20 protein-coding genes are annotated in these 16,820 nt (G+C 70.8%); 9 read left to right on the plus strand and 11 right to left on the minus strand.

What is annotated here, in order from left to right:
* Positions 1-801: an aa3-type cytochrome oxidase subunit II gene (gene ctaC / locus CLV30_RS19475; protein WP_106538908.1), complete on the minus strand. Its 801-nt coding sequence runs from the start codon at positions 799-801 to the stop codon at positions 1-3.
* A 174-nt stretch (positions 802-975) separates the two neighbouring features.
* Here ctaC and CLV30_RS19480 point away from each other — a divergent pair, with 174 nt between their 5' ends.
* Both CLV30_RS19480 and CLV30_RS19485 read left to right on the plus strand, forming a co-directional pair.
* Positions 976-2,172, plus strand: coding sequence for a cysteine desulfurase family protein (locus tag CLV30_RS19480; protein WP_106538909.1), 1,197 nt, complete (start codon positions 976-978; stop codon positions 2,170-2,172).
* A 38-nt stretch (positions 2,173-2,210) separates the two neighbouring features.
* A complete protein-coding gene (locus tag CLV30_RS19485) occupies positions 2,211-2,411 on the plus strand; it encodes a sulfurtransferase TusA family protein (RefSeq protein WP_106538989.1) in 201 nt (66 codons plus the stop codon).
* 215 nt (positions 2,412-2,626) lie between these two features.
* Here the strand turns inward: CLV30_RS19485 and CLV30_RS19490 are convergent, their stop codons facing one another.
* The gene (locus tag CLV30_RS19490) at positions 2,627-2,977 is read right to left on the minus strand and encodes a HesB/IscA family protein (RefSeq protein WP_106538910.1); all 351 of its coding nucleotides are present in this window, start codon (positions 2,975-2,977) and stop codon (positions 2,627-2,629) included.
* 104 nt (positions 2,978-3,081) lie between these two features.
* The gene (locus CLV30_RS19495) at positions 3,082-4,203 is read right to left on the minus strand and encodes a glycerate kinase family protein (RefSeq protein ID WP_106538911.1); all 1,122 of its coding nucleotides are present in this window, start codon (positions 4,201-4,203) and stop codon (positions 3,082-3,084) included.
* A 17-nt stretch (positions 4,204-4,220) separates the two neighbouring features.
* Here CLV30_RS19495 and CLV30_RS19500 point away from each other — a divergent pair, with 17 nt between their 5' ends.
* Both CLV30_RS19500 and nadA read left to right on the plus strand, forming a co-directional pair.
* Positions 4,221-5,078: a GNAT family N-acetyltransferase gene (locus tag CLV30_RS19500; protein WP_106538912.1), complete on the plus strand. Its 858-nt coding sequence runs from the start codon at positions 4,221-4,223 to the stop codon at positions 5,076-5,078.
* Positions 5,079-5,195: 117 nt separating this feature from the next.
* A complete protein-coding gene (gene nadA, locus CLV30_RS19505) occupies positions 5,196-6,401 on the plus strand; it encodes a quinolinate synthase NadA (RefSeq protein ID WP_205741133.1) in 1,206 nt (401 codons plus the stop codon).
* 198 nt (positions 6,402-6,599) lie between these two features.
* On the opposite strand, the gene pspAB is transcribed toward nadA, so the two are convergent.
* The 4 genes from pspAB to CLV30_RS19525 form a co-directional block, all read right to left on the minus strand.
* Positions 6,600-7,166 carry a PspA-associated protein PspAB gene (gene pspAB / locus CLV30_RS19510; RefSeq protein ID WP_106538913.1) on the minus strand — a complete coding sequence of 189 codons (567 nt, stop codon included), beginning with the start codon at positions 7,164-7,166 and terminating at the stop codon, positions 6,600-6,602.
* A gap of 3 nt (positions 7,167-7,169) precedes the next feature.
* Complete coding sequence (gene htpX, locus CLV30_RS19515) at positions 7,170-8,069, minus strand: zinc metalloprotease HtpX (RefSeq protein ID WP_106538914.1); 900 nt, start codon at positions 8,067-8,069, stop codon at positions 7,170-7,172.
* A gap of 255 nt (positions 8,070-8,324) precedes the next feature.
* Positions 8,325-8,618 (minus strand): PspA-associated protein PspAA, encoded by a 294-nt coding sequence (gene pspAA, locus CLV30_RS19520; protein ID WP_106538915.1) that lies wholly within the window; start codon positions 8,616-8,618, stop codon positions 8,325-8,327.
* Complete coding sequence (locus CLV30_RS19525; RefSeq protein WP_106538916.1) at positions 8,615-9,409, minus strand: PspA/IM30 family protein; 795 nt, start codon at positions 9,407-9,409, stop codon at positions 8,615-8,617. The genes pspAA and CLV30_RS19525 overlap by 4 nt, the downstream gene beginning before the upstream one ends.
* A 120-nt stretch (positions 9,410-9,529) precedes the next feature.
* Here CLV30_RS19525 and CLV30_RS19530 point away from each other — a divergent pair, with 120 nt between their 5' ends.
* Positions 9,530-10,117 (plus strand): DUF3043 domain-containing protein, encoded by a 588-nt coding sequence (locus tag CLV30_RS19530; RefSeq protein WP_106538917.1) that lies wholly within the window; start codon positions 9,530-9,532, stop codon positions 10,115-10,117.
* Positions 10,114-10,647, plus strand: coding sequence for a GNAT family N-acetyltransferase (locus CLV30_RS19535; protein ID WP_240723404.1), 534 nt, complete (start codon positions 10,114-10,116; stop codon positions 10,645-10,647). Before CLV30_RS19530 ends, CLV30_RS19535 begins: the two co-directional genes overlap by 4 nt.
* A gap of 77 nt (positions 10,648-10,724) precedes the next feature.
* Here the strand turns inward: CLV30_RS19535 and CLV30_RS27055 are convergent, their stop codons facing one another.
* On the minus strand, positions 10,725-11,087 hold the full coding sequence (locus CLV30_RS27055; RefSeq protein WP_211300083.1) for a hypothetical protein: 363 nt from the start codon (positions 11,085-11,087) through the stop codon (positions 10,725-10,727).
* Positions 11,088-11,380: 293 nt separating this feature from the next.
* Between CLV30_RS27055 and CLV30_RS19545 the strand changes: the two genes are divergently transcribed.
* Positions 11,381-12,607: an MFS transporter gene (locus CLV30_RS19545; protein ID WP_165358776.1), complete on the plus strand. Its 1,227-nt coding sequence runs from the start codon at positions 11,381-11,383 to the stop codon at positions 12,605-12,607.
* Positions 12,608-12,671: 64 nt separating this feature from the next.
* Here CLV30_RS19545 and gcvT read toward each other — a convergent pair whose 3' ends face one another.
* Entirely contained in the window at positions 12,672-13,775 is a 1,104-nt protein-coding gene (gcvT, locus tag CLV30_RS19550) for a glycine cleavage system aminomethyltransferase GcvT (protein ID WP_106538919.1), read from the minus strand.
* A 32-nt stretch (positions 13,776-13,807) separates the two neighbouring features.
* Positions 13,808-13,960: a hypothetical protein gene (locus CLV30_RS26630; RefSeq protein ID WP_165358775.1), complete on the minus strand. Its 153-nt coding sequence runs from the start codon at positions 13,958-13,960 to the stop codon at positions 13,808-13,810.
* Between CLV30_RS26630 and CLV30_RS19555 the strand changes: the two genes are divergently transcribed.
* Positions 13,959-14,708: a metallophosphoesterase family protein gene (locus CLV30_RS19555; RefSeq protein ID WP_106538920.1), complete on the plus strand. Its 750-nt coding sequence runs from the start codon at positions 13,959-13,961 to the stop codon at positions 14,706-14,708. The two genes, CLV30_RS26630 and CLV30_RS19555, sit on opposite strands and share 2 nt — an antisense overlap.
* Before the next feature lie 80 nt (positions 14,709-14,788).
* The gene (locus CLV30_RS19560) at positions 14,789-16,288 is read left to right on the plus strand and encodes a leucyl aminopeptidase (RefSeq protein WP_106538921.1); all 1,500 of its coding nucleotides are present in this window, start codon (positions 14,789-14,791) and stop codon (positions 16,286-16,288) included.
* A gap of 119 nt (positions 16,289-16,407) precedes the next feature.
* Here CLV30_RS19560 and CLV30_RS19565 read toward each other — a convergent pair whose 3' ends face one another.
* Positions 16,408-16,731: an oxidoreductase gene (locus CLV30_RS19565; RefSeq protein ID WP_106538922.1), complete on the minus strand. Its 324-nt coding sequence runs from the start codon at positions 16,729-16,731 to the stop codon at positions 16,408-16,410.
* Positions 16,732-16,820: the final 89 nt, after the last annotated feature.

Below are 16,820 nucleotides of genomic sequence, written 5' to 3' on the forward strand. Positions count from 1 at the left end.
TCACTGCTCGCCCCCAGCCTCGGTCAGCGGCGTCTCGGAGTAGGAGCCACGCAGCGGCGCCTCGATCTCGCCGGTCTGCCCCTCGTCACGCAGTTGCTGCATCTGATCCTCGTACTCCTGCTCGGAGACGACCTCGACGTTGAACACCATGGACGAGTGGTAGGCGCCGCACAGCTCCGCGCACTTGCCCGAGTAGCTGCCCTGGCGGTCCGGGGTGACCTGGAACGAGTTCGTGCGTCCCGGAATGACGTCCATCTTCATGTAGAACGACGGGATCCAGAACGAGTGGATAACGTCCGGCGAGTCCAGCGTGAACTCCACCGTCTGCCCGACAGGCAGGTACAGCGTCGGGATGTCCGTGGTCGTGCCGACCTCGTACACGTCCTCGTCGAGGTAGTTGAACGTCCACGACCACTGCTGCCCGATGACGCCGATCTCGACGTCGGGCTCCTCGGACGTGTCGAGGATCTGGTTCTGGTGGTCGACCGTGAAGTAGAACAGCGCCGCGATGACCACCAGCGGAGTCACCGTGTACAGAAACTCGATGGGCATGTTGAACCGGGTCTGCGTCGGCAGCTCGTCGCTGCGGCGCCGATAGGCCACCACGGCCCACAGAATCAGACCCCACACGAGGATGCCGACGGCGAACGCCGCGATCCACGAGCCGACCCAGAGGTTGCCGATCAGCGGTGTTTCCTCGGTCGCCGGCTCGGGCAGTCCCAGCCGCGACCACTGCTCGTTCGTCTCGGCCGAACATCCGGTCAACACGAAGACCGCACCGGCGATGACGGCGGCAGCCATGGCCCGACGACGCGCCGGGCGAACCCTGCCAGACTGACCCACGAGGCGCCCTTCTCTACGACCGCTCCCCGACGCTTCCGGCGACTCGCAACCGGACCGGTGTCGAGAGCAAACTTGTGCTGTCGGGCCCCACCCTAGCGGTTGCGACCCGTCGCCAATCCGGGAGGTTCGACGATGTCCACACGTGGCGTGTCTACGCATGCCGACGCCCCCGCCGACGAGCCCGTTGACCGGCGCCGCACGCGACATTTCGACGCCGCTTCCGGCGAGCCGTTGCACCCGGCCGCGCGCGAGGTGCTGCTCAGCGCACACGACGACGGCTGGGCCGACCCGGCGCGCCTGTACGGCTCCGCGCGCCGCGCCCGCATGTTGCTGGACAACGCCCGCGAGATCGTCGCCGCCGTGCTGGGCTGCCGGCCGGACGAGGTGTCGTTCACGGCCGGCGGCACGCACGCCGTGCACTCGGCCGTGTTGGGGGCGTTCGCGGCGCGGGAGCGGGCGCGTTCGGAGATCGTCGTCTCCGCCGTGGAGCACTCCTCCGTGCTGCACTCCGCGGCCGCGCTCGGCCCGCAGGGCGCGGTGACGCGGCAGGTGGGCGTCGACGGGCTCGGCAGCGTCGACGCCGACGAGTTCGCCCGCGCGATACATCCGGCGAGCGTGCTCGCGTGCCTGCAGACGGCCAACCACGAGGTCGGCACGGTTCAACCGGTCGACGAGGTCGCCGAGCACTGCGAGCGGCACGGTGTCGCCCTGCTCACCGACGCCGCACAGGCGGTCGGGCGCACCGAGCTGCCAACGCGCTGGTCACTGCTGACGGCCAGCGCACACAAGTGGGGCGGGCCGCCCGGCGTGGGCGTGCTGGCCGTGCGCCGCGGCGCGCGGTGGCGGTCGCCATGGCCGGAGGACGAGCGCGAGAACGGACGGGTGCCGGGCGTCCAGAACGTGCCGGGCGTGCTGGCGGCCGCAGCGGCCCTACGGGCTCGGGCCGAAGAGGCCGCCGAGCTCGCCACGCGGCACGCCGAACTGACGGAGCGGATCCGGGCACGCGTGCCCGGCCTGCTGTCGGACGTCGACGTGGTCGGGCATCCGCGCCACCGGCTGCCGCACCTGGTGACGTTCTCGTGTCTCTACCTCGACGGCGAGGCACTGGTGACGGAGCTGGACCGGGCCGGGTACGCGGTCTCGAGCGGTTCGTCGTGCACGTCCAGCACCCTGCAGCCGAGCCACGTCCTCGAGGCCATGGGCGCGCTGACGCACGGCAACGTGCGCGTGTCGCTGGGCCCGGACGTCACCATCGACGAGGTCGACGAGTTCCTGGCAGTGGTCACGGACGTGGTCGGCCGGCTGCGACAGGAGGCGGCGGCGCCGTGAGTGAACAGACCGCGAGCCTGACCCTGGACTGCCGGGGCATGCGCTGCCCGCTGCCCGTCATCGAACTGGCGCGGCGACTGAGCGACGTCGCCGTCGGCGATGTCGTGGAAGTGGCGGCCGACGACCCGGCCGCCGCGACGGACGTCCCCGCGTGGTGCCGGATGCGCGGGCACGAATACGTGGGTGCGCTCCCGGCGGCGGACGGCATGCCCGCCTACCGCGTGCGCCGCCTGTCCTGACTCGCCAAGCGGGTGGTGCGGGGTTCCGCGTCCGTCCGCGCCCGCGGCTCGCTCGTCCCTCGCCCGCCGATGCCTGTCCGCACCATGGACGCGGAACCGCACGACCCGCCGGACAGCCCGTAACCCCGGGGACGAGAACGCCGCTGACCATGGCGGACGGCGGCGTTATGCGCCGCCGGCGACCGTGGTCAGCGGCGTCGGATCGCGGAGCTCGCTCAGTGGAACGAGTCGCCGCAGGCGCAGGATCCGCCGGCGTTGGGGTTGTCGATGGTGAAGCCCTGCTTCTCGATGGTGTCGACGAAGTCGATGGTGGCGCCGCCGAGGTAAGGGGCGCTCATCCGGTCGACGACGACGTGGACGCCACCGAAGTCCTTGACGACGTCGCCGTCGAGCGAGCGCTCATCGAAGAAGAGCTGGTACCGCAGACCGGAGCACCCGCCGGGCTGCACCGCGATGCGCAACTGGAGGTCGTCGCGCCCCTCCTGTTCGAGCAGGCCCTTGACCTTGGCCGCCGCGCCTTCGGTGAGAACGACGCCGCCGTCGGTGGCCTGTTCCTGAACCGTCATCGTTGGTCTCCTGACGAGTGTCGACTACGTCTTGGGGGTGACAACGCGCACCCGGCAAGCATTCATTCCTGGCACTTCCATGGTGGCACACGAGACCACGCCGATCACCTGCTCCACGTCTTGGCCACGCGCTCGGCCACCGCGGCCAGGCTGCGGCCCGGGTGTGCGAAGGCGTCGTCGGTGCCGACCATGTCGACCACCGAGTAGGCCGCCTCGATGCCGTTGGCGCGCAGCTCACGGTTACCGACCTGGACCGCCCCGGCCATCGCGATGCAGGGACGCATCGCCGGCCCCGCCAGTCCCGCCAGCCCCGAGACGACCTTGCCGCTCATCGACTGCCAGTCCAGCTTGCCTTCACCGGTGATGACGAGGTCGACCCCGGCCACCAGGTCCGGCAGTCCGACAGCCTCGGCGACCGTGTCGAAGCCGGCCTCGCGACGCCCACCGAGCAGCCGCAGCGCGTATCCGAGTCCGCCGGCGGCACCACTGCCCTTCTCGTCCGCCAGCCGCCGGTCGGCCAGGTCGGCGAACTGCGCCAGGGCGCCGTCGGCGGCGAGCTTGGCGTCGTCGGTGCTGATCCCCTTCTGCGCACCGAACACGTTGGTGGCTCCGCGCAGCCCGAGCAGCGGGTTCTCCACGTCCGAGGCGGCCACCAGGCTCACGTCGCCGATCCGCTGCCGTACCGGGTCGAGGTCGAGCTCCTCGATGCCGGCCAGACCCAACGGCCCGCCGGTCAGGGCTTCGTCCGGCACGCTCGTCGCTCCCAGGGCCGCCAGCATGCCGGCGCCGCCGTCGTTGGTCCCCGACCCGCCGAGCCCGACCACGATCCGTCGGGCCCCGGCCTCCAGGGCCTGCGCGATCAACTCGCCCACGCCGTACGTGGACGCTCGCTCGGCCACCCCCGGCTCGGGGGTCCTGCCGTCGTCGGCCATCGGCAACAGCGCCAGCCCGCACGCCTGCGCGGACTCGATGTACGCGGTCGTCCCGGCCCGCAGGAACGTCGCCGGCACCGCGGCGCCCAGCGGTCCCTGTACCGTCACCGCCAGCAGTTCGCCGCCGATGCTCGAGTGCAACACGTCGACGAAACCGGGGCCGCCGTCGGCCATCGGCACGGCGACGACCTCGTCGCCCGGGGCGGTGCGGTTCCAGCCCTCGGCGATCGCGTCGGCGGCTTCGACGGCGGTGAGTGTTCCAGCGAACTTGTCCGGTGCCACGAGGATGCGCATGCGGCAGAGTGTGCCGTATGCGCATCCGGCCCATGCAGACCGGCGACGTCGGCGCGGCGGAGCGGATCACCGCGCGGGCGTTCACCTGGACCTCTGACGGCCACTGGACCGAACGGTCGCCGCAGGCGCGCGACCGCTGGAGTGACCGTGCCCGGCATCTGCTGGCCCTCGACCCCGGCGGCTGCTGGGTGCTCGACGACGACCGCGGCGACGTGGCCGGCGTCGCCCTCGCCGCACGGCGCGACCTGCTGTGGATCCTCTCGAGCTTCGCCGTCGACCCGGATCAGCAGGGCCGGGGTGCCGGCCGTGCGCTTCTGGACGCCGTGATCGACTACGGGGACGGCTGCCTGCGCGGCATGCTCTGCGCCCTGCCGAACCCCGCTGCGCTGCGGCGATATCGCGGCGCCGGGTTCACCGTGCACCCCACGATGCGCCTGGCCGGAAGGGTCGACCGGGCGACTCTGCCGGTGATGGAAGGGGTGCGCGTCGGCACCGACGCCGACCTCGACCTCGTCGACTCCGTCGACCGCCGCGTCCGCGGGGCGACCCGCCGCGGCGACCACACGCTGCTGGCCCGGTACGGCCCCCTGCTCGTCTGCGACCTGCTGACCGGCAGCGGCTACGCCTGGCTGGACGGCTCGTCGGTGGGACCACTGGCGGCCACCAGCAGGGCGATCGCGCAGCGGCTGCTGTGGTTCGCGCTGTCGCTCGCACCCGGCGACACCGACGTCGCCGTGCGATATCTCACAGCGGAGCAGGAGTGGGCCGTCGACGTCGGCCTGGCCGCGGGTCTCGCCGTCCACCAGGACGGATTCCTGGGCCTGCGGCACATGCGGCCACCCGCGCCGTATGTCCCTTCGGTGCCGTTCGGGTGAACGGCGTGGGACGATGGAGGGCGCACCGTGCGTTGTACGCGACGCCGAGGTGATGCGGCCGGACAAGCCGACGACGACGTGCGGCATGCCGGTCGCCGGACGAAAGGCTGACGAGCCGTGACCGTGACCGACACCGGCCAGCCCACATCGGGCGGCCCCGCAACTCCCCTGCCCCTGCTGCTCCTGGGCCGCGACGCCGACCCGGCCAGCGAACGCGGCGTCGAGTGCCCGGGAGACCTCCCCGCGGCCAGCGACCCCGACCTCGTCGAACGTGCACGGCGTGCCCGCGAGGCGCTCGGTGACCGCGCGTTCGTCCTGGGCCACCACTACCAGCGCGACGAGGTCATCCAGTTCGCCGACGTGACCGGCGACTCGTTCAAGCTCGCCAAGGACGCCGCCGCCCGTCCCGAGGCGGAGTTCATCGTGTTCTGCGGCGTGCACTTCATGGCCGAGTCCGCCGACATCCTGACCGGCGACCACCAGCAGGTCGTGCTTCCCGATCTGGCGGCCGGCTGCTCCATGGCCGACATGGCGCGGCCGCTGCAGGTCGACGACGCGTGGACGCGACTCGGCGACGCCGGCGTCGCCGAGTCCACGGTGCCGATCACCTACATGAACTCGTCCGCCGACATCAAGGCGTTCTGCGGCAGGCACGGCGGCGCCGTCTGCACGTCCAGCAACGCCCGCCAGGCTCTCGACTGGGCCTTCGAGCACGGCGAGAAGGTGCTGTTCCTTCCCGACCAGCACCTCGGCCGCAACACCGCCGTCCTCCAGCTGGGCCTGTCGCTGGACGACTGCCTGGTCGTCGACCCGCACAAACCGGACTTCGGCGTCACCGACGACGAGCTGCGTGCCGCACGCGTCCTGCTGTGGAAGGGGCACTGCTCGGTGCACGGACGGTTCTCGCTCGAGTCGGTCGCCGACGTACGCGAGCGGATCCCGGACGTCAACGTGCTGGTCCACCCCGAGTGCAAGAACGAGGTCGTGACCAGCGCCGACCACGTCGGCTCGACGGAGTACATCATCAAGACCCTCGCCGAGGCGCCCGCCGGCTCCGCCTGGGCCATCGGCACGGAGCTCAACCTGGTCAAGCGGCTCGCGAACGAGCACCCGGACAAGACGGTGGTCTTCCTCGACAAGACCGTGTGCTTCTGCTCGACCATGAACCGCATCGACCTGCCGCACCTGGTGTGGGCGCTCGAGAACCTGGCCGAGGGCCGGGTCGTCAACCGCATCGAGGTCGACGACGACACCGAGCACTGGGCGCGGGTCGCGCTGGACCGGATGCTCGCCCTCCCCGGCACCGGCGCCGTCAAGTCGTGAATGACCACGTTCACCATGGAATTCCATGCGTCACCACCCGTACAGGCCTGGTGATGCGTGCACACGCCTGGTGATGGAACGGCGGACGAGCCCGGCCGTCGTCGGGGGCGGAGCGGGCGCGGCGGCGGTCGGGCACGGTCGCACACAGCGAGGCACGCGCAGCAGTCGGGAGCACTGACGACTGGCGGCGTTGCGGCGTCAGAGCCCCGGAGCACCCCAGACCGGGAACCAGCGCGACACGTCCGACTCGATGGCCAGGTCGCCGCCGACCAGCGCCCGTACCTGCAGCTCCAACGCGTTGTCCCGGCGCTGGGACGCGGAGTCGACCGGCGCGAACGGGTAGAAGGTGCCGCGCTTGTACAGGTACACCAGCGCCAGCCCCTGCCCCTCGTCCGAACGCAGCCCGATGGTGGTGCACAGCAGCGACGGCCCGAACCCGTTCGACTCCAGCGTGGAGTTCACCGCGTGCAGGTCGGTACACAGCTCGGACATCCGTGCCGGGTCACGCTGGAGCACCAGCCAGGTGTATCCGTAGTCGTCGGTCACCTCGTCGGGCTGCGACCCACCGAGCAGCGTGGTGATCTCGTCCTTGAGACGTGCGAACGGACCGCCCTCGACCTGGCGGAAACACACCGCGCCGACGCCGGTCGGATGCATCTGCGCCGACGCCTCGAGCGTCAGCGCGGCGGTGGGCAGCGCGAACAGCGCGTCCAGGTTCGGCTGTGCCTGCTTGGAACGGCCGAACAGGGCGTCCAGGAAACCCACGGCTCACTCCTGCCCGAGCTCGACGGAGATCCGGTTCAGCTGATCGAGGCGCTTCTGCAACGGCGGATGCGAAGCGAACAGCGACGCGATGTCGACCTTGCCGGTCATCGCGGGGACGAAGAAGAACGCGTTGTACGCCTCGGCCTGACGCAGATCCTTCCGCGGGATCTTCGCCATCTCGCCTGAGATCTTGGTCAATGCGCTGGCCAGCGTCGACGGCTGACCGGTCAGGATGGCACCGGCCCGGTCGGCGGCCAGCTCGCGGTAACGGGACAGCAGCCGGGTCAGCAGGAAGCTCACCGCGTACACCACGGCCGCCACGATCATCACGACCAGGACCATGACGGCGGCGTTGTTGTTCCGCCCGCCACGCATCAGCCCGGTCCACAGCAGCATCCGCGTCATGATGCCCGCGAGCACGCCGACCACCGAGGCGACCGTCATGACCAGAACGTCACGGTGTGCGACGTGCGACAACTCGTGCGAAAGCACCGCCTCGAGCTCACGGTCGTCGAGGCGACGCTGGATGCCGCGGGTCACGCAGACCACGGCACGGTCAGGGCTTCGTCCCGCCGCGAACGCGTTGGGCAGATCGGCGTCGGCAACGGCGACCCGCGGCTTGGGCATGTCGGCAAGTGCGCACAGCCGGTCGATCATCGCGTGCAGCTCCGGCTCGTCCGCCGGGCTGACCTCGTGGGCGCCCATGGCTGACAGCGCGAGCTTGTCGGAGAAGAACCACTGCAACCACAGCGCACCGAGCCCGATGACGACGCCCAGGACCCAGCCGAAGCCGGCCAGCGCGATAGCACCGATCAGGACGACGTAGAGGACGGCGAGCAGGCCCATCGTCAGGCCCATGCGCGCCGAGAGCCCTCGATCGGGAGCGAACCTTGTCCGCGCCACCTGACACCTCCTCCCCCGTGAGATCGGGCACCGCGTTACCCGAGATGACAACGTCGACGACGACCGTGCGGTTCCGTGGCTCCTTCGTCGTCACCGCCGGCACGGAGCACTCACGCCGCGGCCGGCTGGTGATCGACACGGGAAGGACGGGGCGGCGCGGGACTCACCGCCCCGGGCCGCCCCCATCACCAGGACTGTCCCCGCATCACCAGGCCTGCAAGGGTGGTGACGCAGGGAATTCCATGGTGAACGTGATCATTTCACCGGCGGCTCGGCGGGGATGAGGCCCTCGTCCGTCAGCAGCTCGCGGACCTCGTCCACGTGCGCCTCCGCGAACGGCAGCACGAGGTCGCTGTCGACCAGGACGTCGTCGGCGACCGGGGCGCCGACACGACGGACCTCGCCGAGCAGTGCCTCGAGGGCGGTACGGAAGACGGTGTCGTCGTCGGCGTCGATGGCCTCACCGAGAGCGTCGTCGAGTCGGTTGAGTTCGTCGAGGTGGGCGTCACTGACCTCGAACTGGCCCTCACCCATGATGCGGATGATCACAGCTGCCCCTCCTCGCGCTGGCGCCGTGCTTCGGTCTGCGGGTCGGCGGCCGGCTCCGCACCCTGACCCTCGAGCTGCTTCGGATCGGCGCCACCGGAGATCTCCCCCTTCATCCGGGACAGCTCCATCTCGACGTCACTGGTCGAGGCGAGCTGGTCGAGCTCCGCGCTGATGTCGTCCTTGGCCGTGCCCGTCGGGTCCTCCAGAGCACCCGAGGCGAGCAACTCGTCGATGGCGCCCGCCCGGGCCTGCATCGTCTGCGTCTTGTCCTCGGCACGCTGCACGGCCATGCCGACGTCGCTCATCTCTTCGGAGATGCCGCTGAACGCCTCGCCGACGCGGGTCTGCGCCTCGGCGGCGGTGTAGTTCGCCTTGATGGTCTCCTTCTTGGTGCGGAAGGACTCGACCTTCGCCTGCAGCCGCTGCGCGGCGAGGCTGAGCTTCTCTTCCTCGCCCTGCAACGCCTCGTGCTGGCTCTGCAGGTCGGCAATCTGGTTGGACACACCCGACCGGCGCGTCAAAGCCTCGCGCGCGAGGTCCTCGCGGCCGAGCGACAACGCCTTCTGCGCCTGCTCCTGGAGCTTGTCGGACTGTCCCTGCAGCTGGGTCATCTGGACTTCGATGCGCTTGCGGCTCGTGGCCACGTCGGCCACGCCGCGGCGCACCTTCTGAAGCAGGTCGAGCTGCTTCTTGTAGGAGTAATCGAGCGTCTCCCGGGGGTCCTCGGCGCGGTCGAGTGCTTTGTCGGCCTTGGCCCGGAAGAGCATGGACATTCGCTGGAGGATCCCCATCTGGCCAGGTATCCCTTTCTCGAGCTGTGCACTGCCGTCTGCAGTGGTTGCCTATCCAAGCCTACGGCGTACGGACGTGCAGTGGCAGGGGCGGTTGCGTACTGGCCTACCCTGGTAGGCGTGTTCCGTCGCCGCGCCACCACTGAAACCGAAGACACCGCTGCCCAGGAGCCCACTGTCGCGCCCGAGCAGCCGACCGGCAAGGGCCGTCCCACGCCCAAGCGCAGCGAGGCCGAGAAGGCGCGCAAAGAGCGGGTCCGTCCGGCACTGAACCGCAGGGAGAAGGCCCGTCGCGACCGCGAGCGGATGCGCGCCGAACGCGCCCGCACCCGCCAGGCGATGAACACCGGCGACGAACGCTACTTCCTGAAGCGTGACCAGGGACCTGTCCGGAAGTTCATCCGCGACTACGTCGACTCGCGGCGCACCATCGCGGAGTTCTTCCTCCCGATCATCCTGGTCATTCTGGTCACCAGCCTGATCGGCATCCCCGAGATCCAGCTGATCTCCACGCTGGTGTGGGTGGTGGCCATGGTCCTGCTGGTCGTCGACCTGAGCATTCTGGGATCCCGGGTCAAGCGTGAGGTCCGTCGACGCTTCCCGGACGAACCGTCCAAGGGCAACGCCATCTACGCCGTGACCCGAGCCACGCAGATCCGTAGACTTCGCCTGCCCAAGCCCGCCGTCAAGCCAGGGACTCACGTGTGAGTAGCGCACCGACCGCAGACCGGGACGAGACGGGGCTCTTCGTCCGGGCGCTGCGGTATTCCGACCCGGTCGTCCGCGCACTCGAGACCGAGTTGCAGCAGGAGTACGTGGAACGTTACGGCGACCCGGACGACTCCCCGGTCGAGCCGGACGAGTTCGCGCCGCCGCACGGGCGATTCCTCGTCGGGTTCGTGGGCAACGAGCCCGTGGCCACCGGCGGCTTCCGGCGCCACGACGACGACGTGGCCGAGATCAAACGGATGTACGTCTCGCACGACCACCGCGGCGACGGCCACGCCCGGCGCCTGCTGGCCGAGCTCGAGGCCCGGGCCGCCGAGGCCGGCTACCGTCGGGTCATCCTCGAGACGGGCACCCGCCAGCCCGAGGCGATGACGCTGTACAGCTCCAGCGGCTACGCCCCGACCGCGCCGTTCGGGCACTACGCCGACGCGGACCTGAGCCGGTTCTTCGCCAAAGAGCTCGACGCGCCCGCCGAGGCGGCCGAGCATTCCGAAGCGTCCGGCGACTGACGGGCACCGACGCGAACTGACGCCGAGCGGCTGTCCGGAAAAGAGTCGCTCGCCGCGCCTGGACGGGCTCGGACGTGCTACTCGGGCGGGTTCAGGCTCATCGGGCCGTAGACCTCGCGGTCGTCCTGGCGCAGGATGACCGCGTCGACTCCGGCCTCGGCCAGTTCACGCCAGTGCTCACCCAGCCAGCTCTCGGCGTCGGACTGTGTGGGGAACCCCGCTTCGGGGCGCCCGGCGCCGTCGTCCACCCCCTGGACAGGGCCTCCGTCCGCCGCGACGAACTGCCATCTCCACCCCATGGTCTCCTCCTGATCCACGAACCGGGCGGCGGCCGCGTCGCCCGCGCCACCGAGACGTGGTCGACAGTACGGGCCGGGTCCGACACCGTCGCGCGCCGGGTGACCGCGTCCGCCACGCGGCGCCGGTGTTACCCAGATCACACCGGCCACCTGCCGTGACCGCGTCATGACCGCTCGTGCCCGGCGTCATGGAGGTGTCGTGGGTGTGCCGTCGCCGCACAGGGGACGGCGACGGCACACCTGCCACACTCCGCCGACGATCCACCGCAATCCCGACAGATCTCACCTCGCCGCGTGACACTCGAGCCGACCTTGACAAGCAATCCGTCATAATGTTGCCTACCGCGTAAAGCTCAGTCTTCGGGGGGTAGGAGATCTTCAAGGTGGCACGTTCGGCGACTTCACGTCACCCGCGCCTGCTCAGTGACCCCGATGTGTTCCGGTACGTTGCGGCGCGCATCGTCTCGCTGGCCGGCTCCGCGGTCACGTTCATCGCGCTGCCGGTCCTCATCTACGGCATCACCGGGTCGCCGACGTGGACGTCGCTCGTCATCGTCGCCGAGGCGGTACCTTACCTGCTGCTGGGCCTGTTGGCGGGGGTCATGGCCGACCATGTCGACCGGCGCCGCATGATGGTGACCACCGACCTGCTGGCCGCGGCGACGCTGGCCACCATTCCGGTCGCCGCGTGGCTCGACGTGCTCACCGCCCCGCACGTGCTCGTCGCCGCGCTGGTGGGGCGGACGATCTTCGTCTTCTTCGACGCCGCCAACCAGGGCGCACTTCCCAGCCTCGTCCCCCGCGACCGGCTCCCGTCCGCGAACGCGTTGGTATTCGGCGGCAGCACGGTCGCCGAGACGGTCGTTCCGGTCATCGCCGGCGCGCTCATCGTCGTCGTGTCACCCGCGTCGGTCATCGCCATCGACGTCCTGACGTTCGTCGCCTCGGCCATGCTGGTGCGCAGCATCGCCCGGCCGCTCAGCGCGTCCCGGCCGGCGGGGTCGGCGATCGGGTGGTCCGCCGTGGGAGACGGCGCGCGGTTCATCGTCCGGCACGAGGTCGTGCGCATCATGATCGTCATCGGCGCGCTGGTCGCGTTCAGCGCCGGTTCCCTCATGGCGGTGCTCGTGGTGTGGGCGGACCGCGTCCTGGACGTGCGTGAGGGCGACTGGCGCCTCGGCGTGCTCTACGGTGCCTGGGGTGTCGGCGCGGTGGTCGGCAGCGTCGTCGTCCCGATGCTGGTGCGCCGTTTCGGCGGGGTGCGCGCCGCGTTGCTGATCCTCCCGGTCGCGGCCGTCAGCGGCCTCGCGCTGTCGCTGCCGTCGACCTGGCTTCCCGCGGCCGTCCTGGTGGCCCTGTGGTCGGTGATGTACATCATGATCGCCACCATCTCGGTGACGCTGCGACAGCAGGTCACGCCGGAACCGCTGATGAGCCGGGTCATGACCGCCGGGCGGATGGCGACGTTCGGCGTCGGCTATCCCGTCGGGGCGCTGCTCGCCGGCGTGCTCGCCACACGTATGGACGCCGACGACGCCATCCTCGCCTGCCAGGCCTCGCTGCTTCTCGCCGCTGTCATCGCCTGGCTGTCGCCGCTGCGTTCGGCGCCGCGCACTCTCGCACCGGCCGCCGACGCCGACGCACCGAACACGACGAACTGAGTCCCGCCCGGCGCCCTGCGGACGGGTCAGATGACCTCCCGCATCGTCCGGACGAGGCGCACCGTCAGGCGGATTCCGCCGATCCGGCTTGCACGAACGGTGGCCGGACCACCTCGAAGCTCTCGGTACGGTTCCGGATCTGCACGGCGACCTCGCTGCCCTCGGTGACCTCGGGCGGCAGGAGCGCCAGGCCGACGCCCTGCCGCAGGGTCGGCGAGAACGTCCCCGACGTGACGGTTCCCACCGGGTCCGAGTCCACGGTCACCGTCATGCCGGGCCGCGGAATCCCGCGTCCGAGCGCCCTGATGCCGCGCAGCCGCCGGGCCGGCCCGGCCTCCTTCTCCGCCAGCAGGGCGGCACGCCCCCAGAAGCGCTCCTTGGACCAGCCGACGGCCCAGCTCGACCGGCCCTGCAGCGGGCTGATCTCCAACGACAGGTCCTGCCCGTGCAGCGGGTAACCCATGTCGGTGCGCAGCGTGTCGCGCGCGCCGAGCCCGCAGGCGGCGATGCCGTCGGACTCGCCCGCTCGCAGCAGGGCGTCCCACACGGCGGTGGCCGCATCCCACGGGACGACGAGCTCGTATCCGCGCTCGCCGGTGTAGCCGGTCCGGCAGACCGTCACGCTCACGCCGTCGAAGTCGGCCTCGACGAACGACATGTACGGGTGCTCGGTCGGCAGTCCTGCCGCGGCGACGGTCCGCTCGCTGCGCGGTCCCTGGATCGCCATGACCGCGAACTCGCGGTGCTGGTCGCGCACGTCGACGCCGGCGGGTGCTTCTGCGGCGAGCCTGCGCACCACCTCGGCGTTGTTGGCGGCGTTCGGCACCAGCAGCAGGTCGTCGTCGGCCCGCAGATAGATGATCAGGTCGTCGACGACACCGCCGGACTCGTCGCAGCACAGCGTGTACTGCGCCTGCCCCGGGCCGATCTTGTCCAGATCGTTGCTCAGGCAGGAGTTCACGAACTCGCGCGCGCCGGGACCGGTCACCGAAGCCTTGCCGAGATGGCTGACGTCGAACAGCCCCACCCGCTCACGCACCGCGGTGTGTTCGTCGACGACACCGGAGTACTGCAACGGCATCGACCAGCCGCCGAACTCGGCGAACTTCGCCCCCAGGGCCTCGTGGCGCTCGTGCAGGGGCGTTCGGGCAAGCGTCGCGTCAGTCACCCGACCACCTTAGCGACGACCGTCCGGCCGCCTCACCAGCCGGTGTCCGCCAAGGCCACGGCACGTGCCGTGCGCAGCGACGCCCACGCGCCGACGGACCCGCTCAGCCGGGCGGTACCCCACGCCGCACCGTGACGCTCCGTCCTGTTGCCTGACGTGGCGACGTCGTGCACGCTTTCGGCCATGGTCTCGTCCGTTGCCGTGCTGTCCGACGTCCACGGCGTGCTGCCGGCGCTCGAAGCCGTGCTGGCCGAACCGGACGTCCGGGCCGCCGAGCGCATCGTCCTCACCGGCGACGTCGCCGCGGGGCCGATGCCCGCCGAGACCCTCGACACGCTGACCGCTCTCGGTGAACGGGTGGTGTGGGTCCGCGGCAACGCCGACCGCGAACTGGTCACGCTGGCCGGCGGTGGGCACACGAACATCCCCGACCCGGTGGCGCCGTGGGCGGCGAGCCGGCTCCGTCCCGAACAGGTCGAGCTGCTCGCCGGGCTCGCACACCCGGTCACGCTGGACGTCGACGGGTTCGGCCCGGTGCTCTTCTGCCACGGGACCCCGCGCGACGACGAAGAGATCGTGCTGGTCGACAGCCCGCCGGAACGCTGGCTAGACGTCCTCTCCGACGTCGACCCGGCGGTACGCACCGTCGTGTGCGGGCACACGCACATGCCGTTCCAACGGCTCGTCGACCGCAGGCTGATCGTCAACCCGGGCAGTGTCGGCATGCCGTACGGGGTTCCCGGGCCGCATTGGGCGCTGCTCCGCGACGGTGTCGCGACGCTGCGGCGGACCGCCGTCGACCCGGACGCCGCAGCGGACGCTGTGGTCGCGGGCAGCACGTACGCGGAGGCGGCCGCATGGGCCGACGAGTTCGTCCGCACCGCCCACTCCGACACCGAGGCGCTGGCCGCGTTCACGCCGTCGGCGCGCTGATCGGCGGGCCGCGCACACGCTGCGACGCCGGGCGGTAACATCAGCGGAACCGCCTCGAAGTACACGACGTCTGGAGAACCGTGACCAGCATCGCCCTGTCCTCCGCCGCCCCGACAGGTCTCAAGGTCGACGCCGTCGTCGTCGGCGTAGCCCCCGGTGACGACGGCGTCGATCTCCTGCCCGGCACCGAGTCCCTGGACAAGGCCCTCAAGGGAAAGCTGCGTTCGGTTCTCACCCAGCTCGGGGCGACCGGCAAGGCGGACGAGGCCACCAAGTTCCCGGCGCTCGGGGCCGCCAAGGCGCCGGTGGTGGTGGCCGTCGGCACCGGCCCGCTCCCCGAGCACAGTGGTCCGGAACGACACGAGGCGTTGCGCCGGGCGGCCGGCGCCGGTGTCCGGGCGCTGGCCGGTTCGGAGTCGGTGGCCGTCGCGTTGCCCGTCGACGGTGACGGCGACGCCGGAGCGGTCGCGGAGGGCATCCTGCTCGGCTCCTACAGCTTCGACCAGTACAAGTCCGGCGAGCCCACGCCAGGTGTCGCCACCGCCACGGTCGTCGGGCCGGGCGTCAAGGCCAAGAGCGTCAAGGAGGCGGTTGCCCGCGCCGAGGCCGTCGCCGCTGCCGTCAACCGCGCCCGCGACTGGGTGAACGCCCCGCCGCGCGACCTGACACCGAAGGTGTTCGCCGACAACGCGTCCAAGCTCGCCAAGTCCAGCAAGCTCGGCGTCGAGGTCCTCGACGAGAAGGCGCTGGCCAAGGGCGGCTACGGCGGCCTGATCGGCGTCGGCCAGGGGTCGTCCAACCCGCCGCGGCTGGTCCGGCTCACCTACCGCCCTGCCCGCGCGAAGAAGCACGTCGTCCTCGTCGGCAAGGGCATCACGTTCGACTCCGGCGGGCTGTCACTGAAGCCCGCCGACGCCATGCCGGAGATGAAGAGCGACATGGGCGGTGCGGCGGCCGTCGTCGCCGCCGTGCACGCGATCGCGGAGCTCGGCCCGAAGGTGTCGGTCACGGCCTACGCCGCGATGGCCGAGAACATGCCGTCCGGTACGGCCCAGCGCCCGTCCGACGTCATCACCATCTACGGCGGAAAGACCGTCGAGGTGCTCAACACCGACGCCGAAGGACGTCTGGTCCTCGCCGACGCGCTCGCCCGCGCCGCCGAGGACGAGCCGGACCTCATCATCGACGTCGCCACCCTCACCGGCGCGGTCGTCGTCGCGCTCGGCAAGCGGGTGTCCGGCATCATGTCCAACGACGACGACGTCCGCGCCGGCGTGCACGACGCCTCGCTACGGGCCGGCGAGCAGATGTGGCCGCTGCCGTTGCCCTCCGAACTGCGCGAGAAGCTCGACTCGCCGGTCGCCGACATCGCCAACATCGGCGACCGCAACGGCGGCTCGCTGCAGGCCGGGCTGTTCCTGAACGAGTTCGTCGACCAGGGAACCAACTGGGCCCATCTGGACATCGCCGGTCCGGCGTTCAGCGACAAGGCGTTCGGTTACACGCACAAGGGCGGCACCGGCGCGGCCGTACGCACCCTGGTGCGTGTCGTCGAGGATGCCGCAGCCGGCCACATCTGACCCCGGGGGGTCGATGTGAGTGGTGGGGGCGTCCCGTCCTCGCCCGCGGCTCGCTCGTTCCTCGCTCGCCGATGCCCGTCCGCACCATGGACGGGACGCCCCCACCGCTCACATGCCGATCAGCTGCCGCGACTGCCGTTCTTGCGGTTCCAGTCCCGCATCCGTTGCGGGTATCCCACGACCTGCGCGTCGTACGCGGGTATCGCCAGCTTCTTGGCCAGCTCATGCGCCGCTTCGGCGTCCTTGACCCGTCGCCTCGTCCACTCGCCGTCGTGGGCGACGAACACGACCGTGGTCGCCGTCATCGTCGTCGGCGGCTCCACGAACGCTTCGACACCCCGCCGTGACCGCGCGAAGTCCTCCAGATGACTGGTGTCCGCGTCGTCGGCGGCGCGATCCAAGCTTCCCTCGGCGTCCTTCCGGCGCCGCTTGAACCACCGCATCCGCTACCTCCCTCCTTCTTCCGGTCGCGCTCGGACAGCGGGCATGACCGTACCGCGACCGTACCTCCGCGCGCGCCTACCCCGGTCCG

The organism is Haloactinopolyspora alba (assembly GCF_003014555.1).
Lineage (GTDB): Bacteria > Actinomycetota > Actinomycetes > Jiangellales > Jiangellaceae > Haloactinopolyspora > Haloactinopolyspora alba.

What these genes read in the sequence shown, in the direction of transcription:
- CLV30_RS26630 (WP_165358775.1), bottom strand. Translation starts at nt 13,960, where the DNA reads ATGGCCGAAAGCGTGCACGACGTCGCCACGTCAGGCAACAGGACGGAG.
- ctaC (WP_106538908.1), bottom strand. Translation starts at nt 801, where the DNA reads ATGGCTGCCGCCGTCATCGCCGGTGCGGTCTTCGTGTTGACCGGATGT.
- CLV30_RS19500 (WP_106538912.1), top strand. Translation starts at nt 4,221, where the DNA reads ATGCGCATCCGGCCCATGCAGACCGGCGACGTCGGCGCGGCGGAGCGG.
- CLV30_RS19480 (WP_106538909.1), top strand. Translation starts at nt 976, where the DNA reads ATGTCCACACGTGGCGTGTCTACGCATGCCGACGCCCCCGCCGACGAG.
- CLV30_RS19555 (WP_106538920.1), top strand. Translation starts at nt 13,959, where the DNA reads ATGGTCTCGTCCGTTGCCGTGCTGTCCGACGTCCACGGCGTGCTGCCG.
- CLV30_RS19495 (WP_106538911.1), bottom strand. Translation starts at nt 4,203, where the DNA reads ATGCGCATCCTCGTGGCACCGGACAAGTTCGCTGGAACACTCACCGCC.
- CLV30_RS19490 (WP_106538910.1), bottom strand. Translation starts at nt 2,977, where the DNA reads ATGACGGTTCAGGAACAGGCCACCGACGGCGGCGTCGTTCTCACCGAA.
- CLV30_RS19485 (WP_106538989.1), top strand. Translation starts at nt 2,211, where the DNA reads ATGCGCTGCCCGCTGCCCGTCATCGAACTGGCGCGGCGACTGAGCGAC.
- CLV30_RS19565 (WP_106538922.1), bottom strand. Translation starts at nt 16,731, where the DNA reads ATGCGGTGGTTCAAGCGGCGCCGGAAGGACGCCGAGGGAAGCTTGGAT.
- CLV30_RS19525 (WP_106538916.1), bottom strand. Translation starts at nt 9,409, where the DNA reads ATGGGGATCCTCCAGCGAATGTCCATGCTCTTCCGGGCCAAGGCCGAC.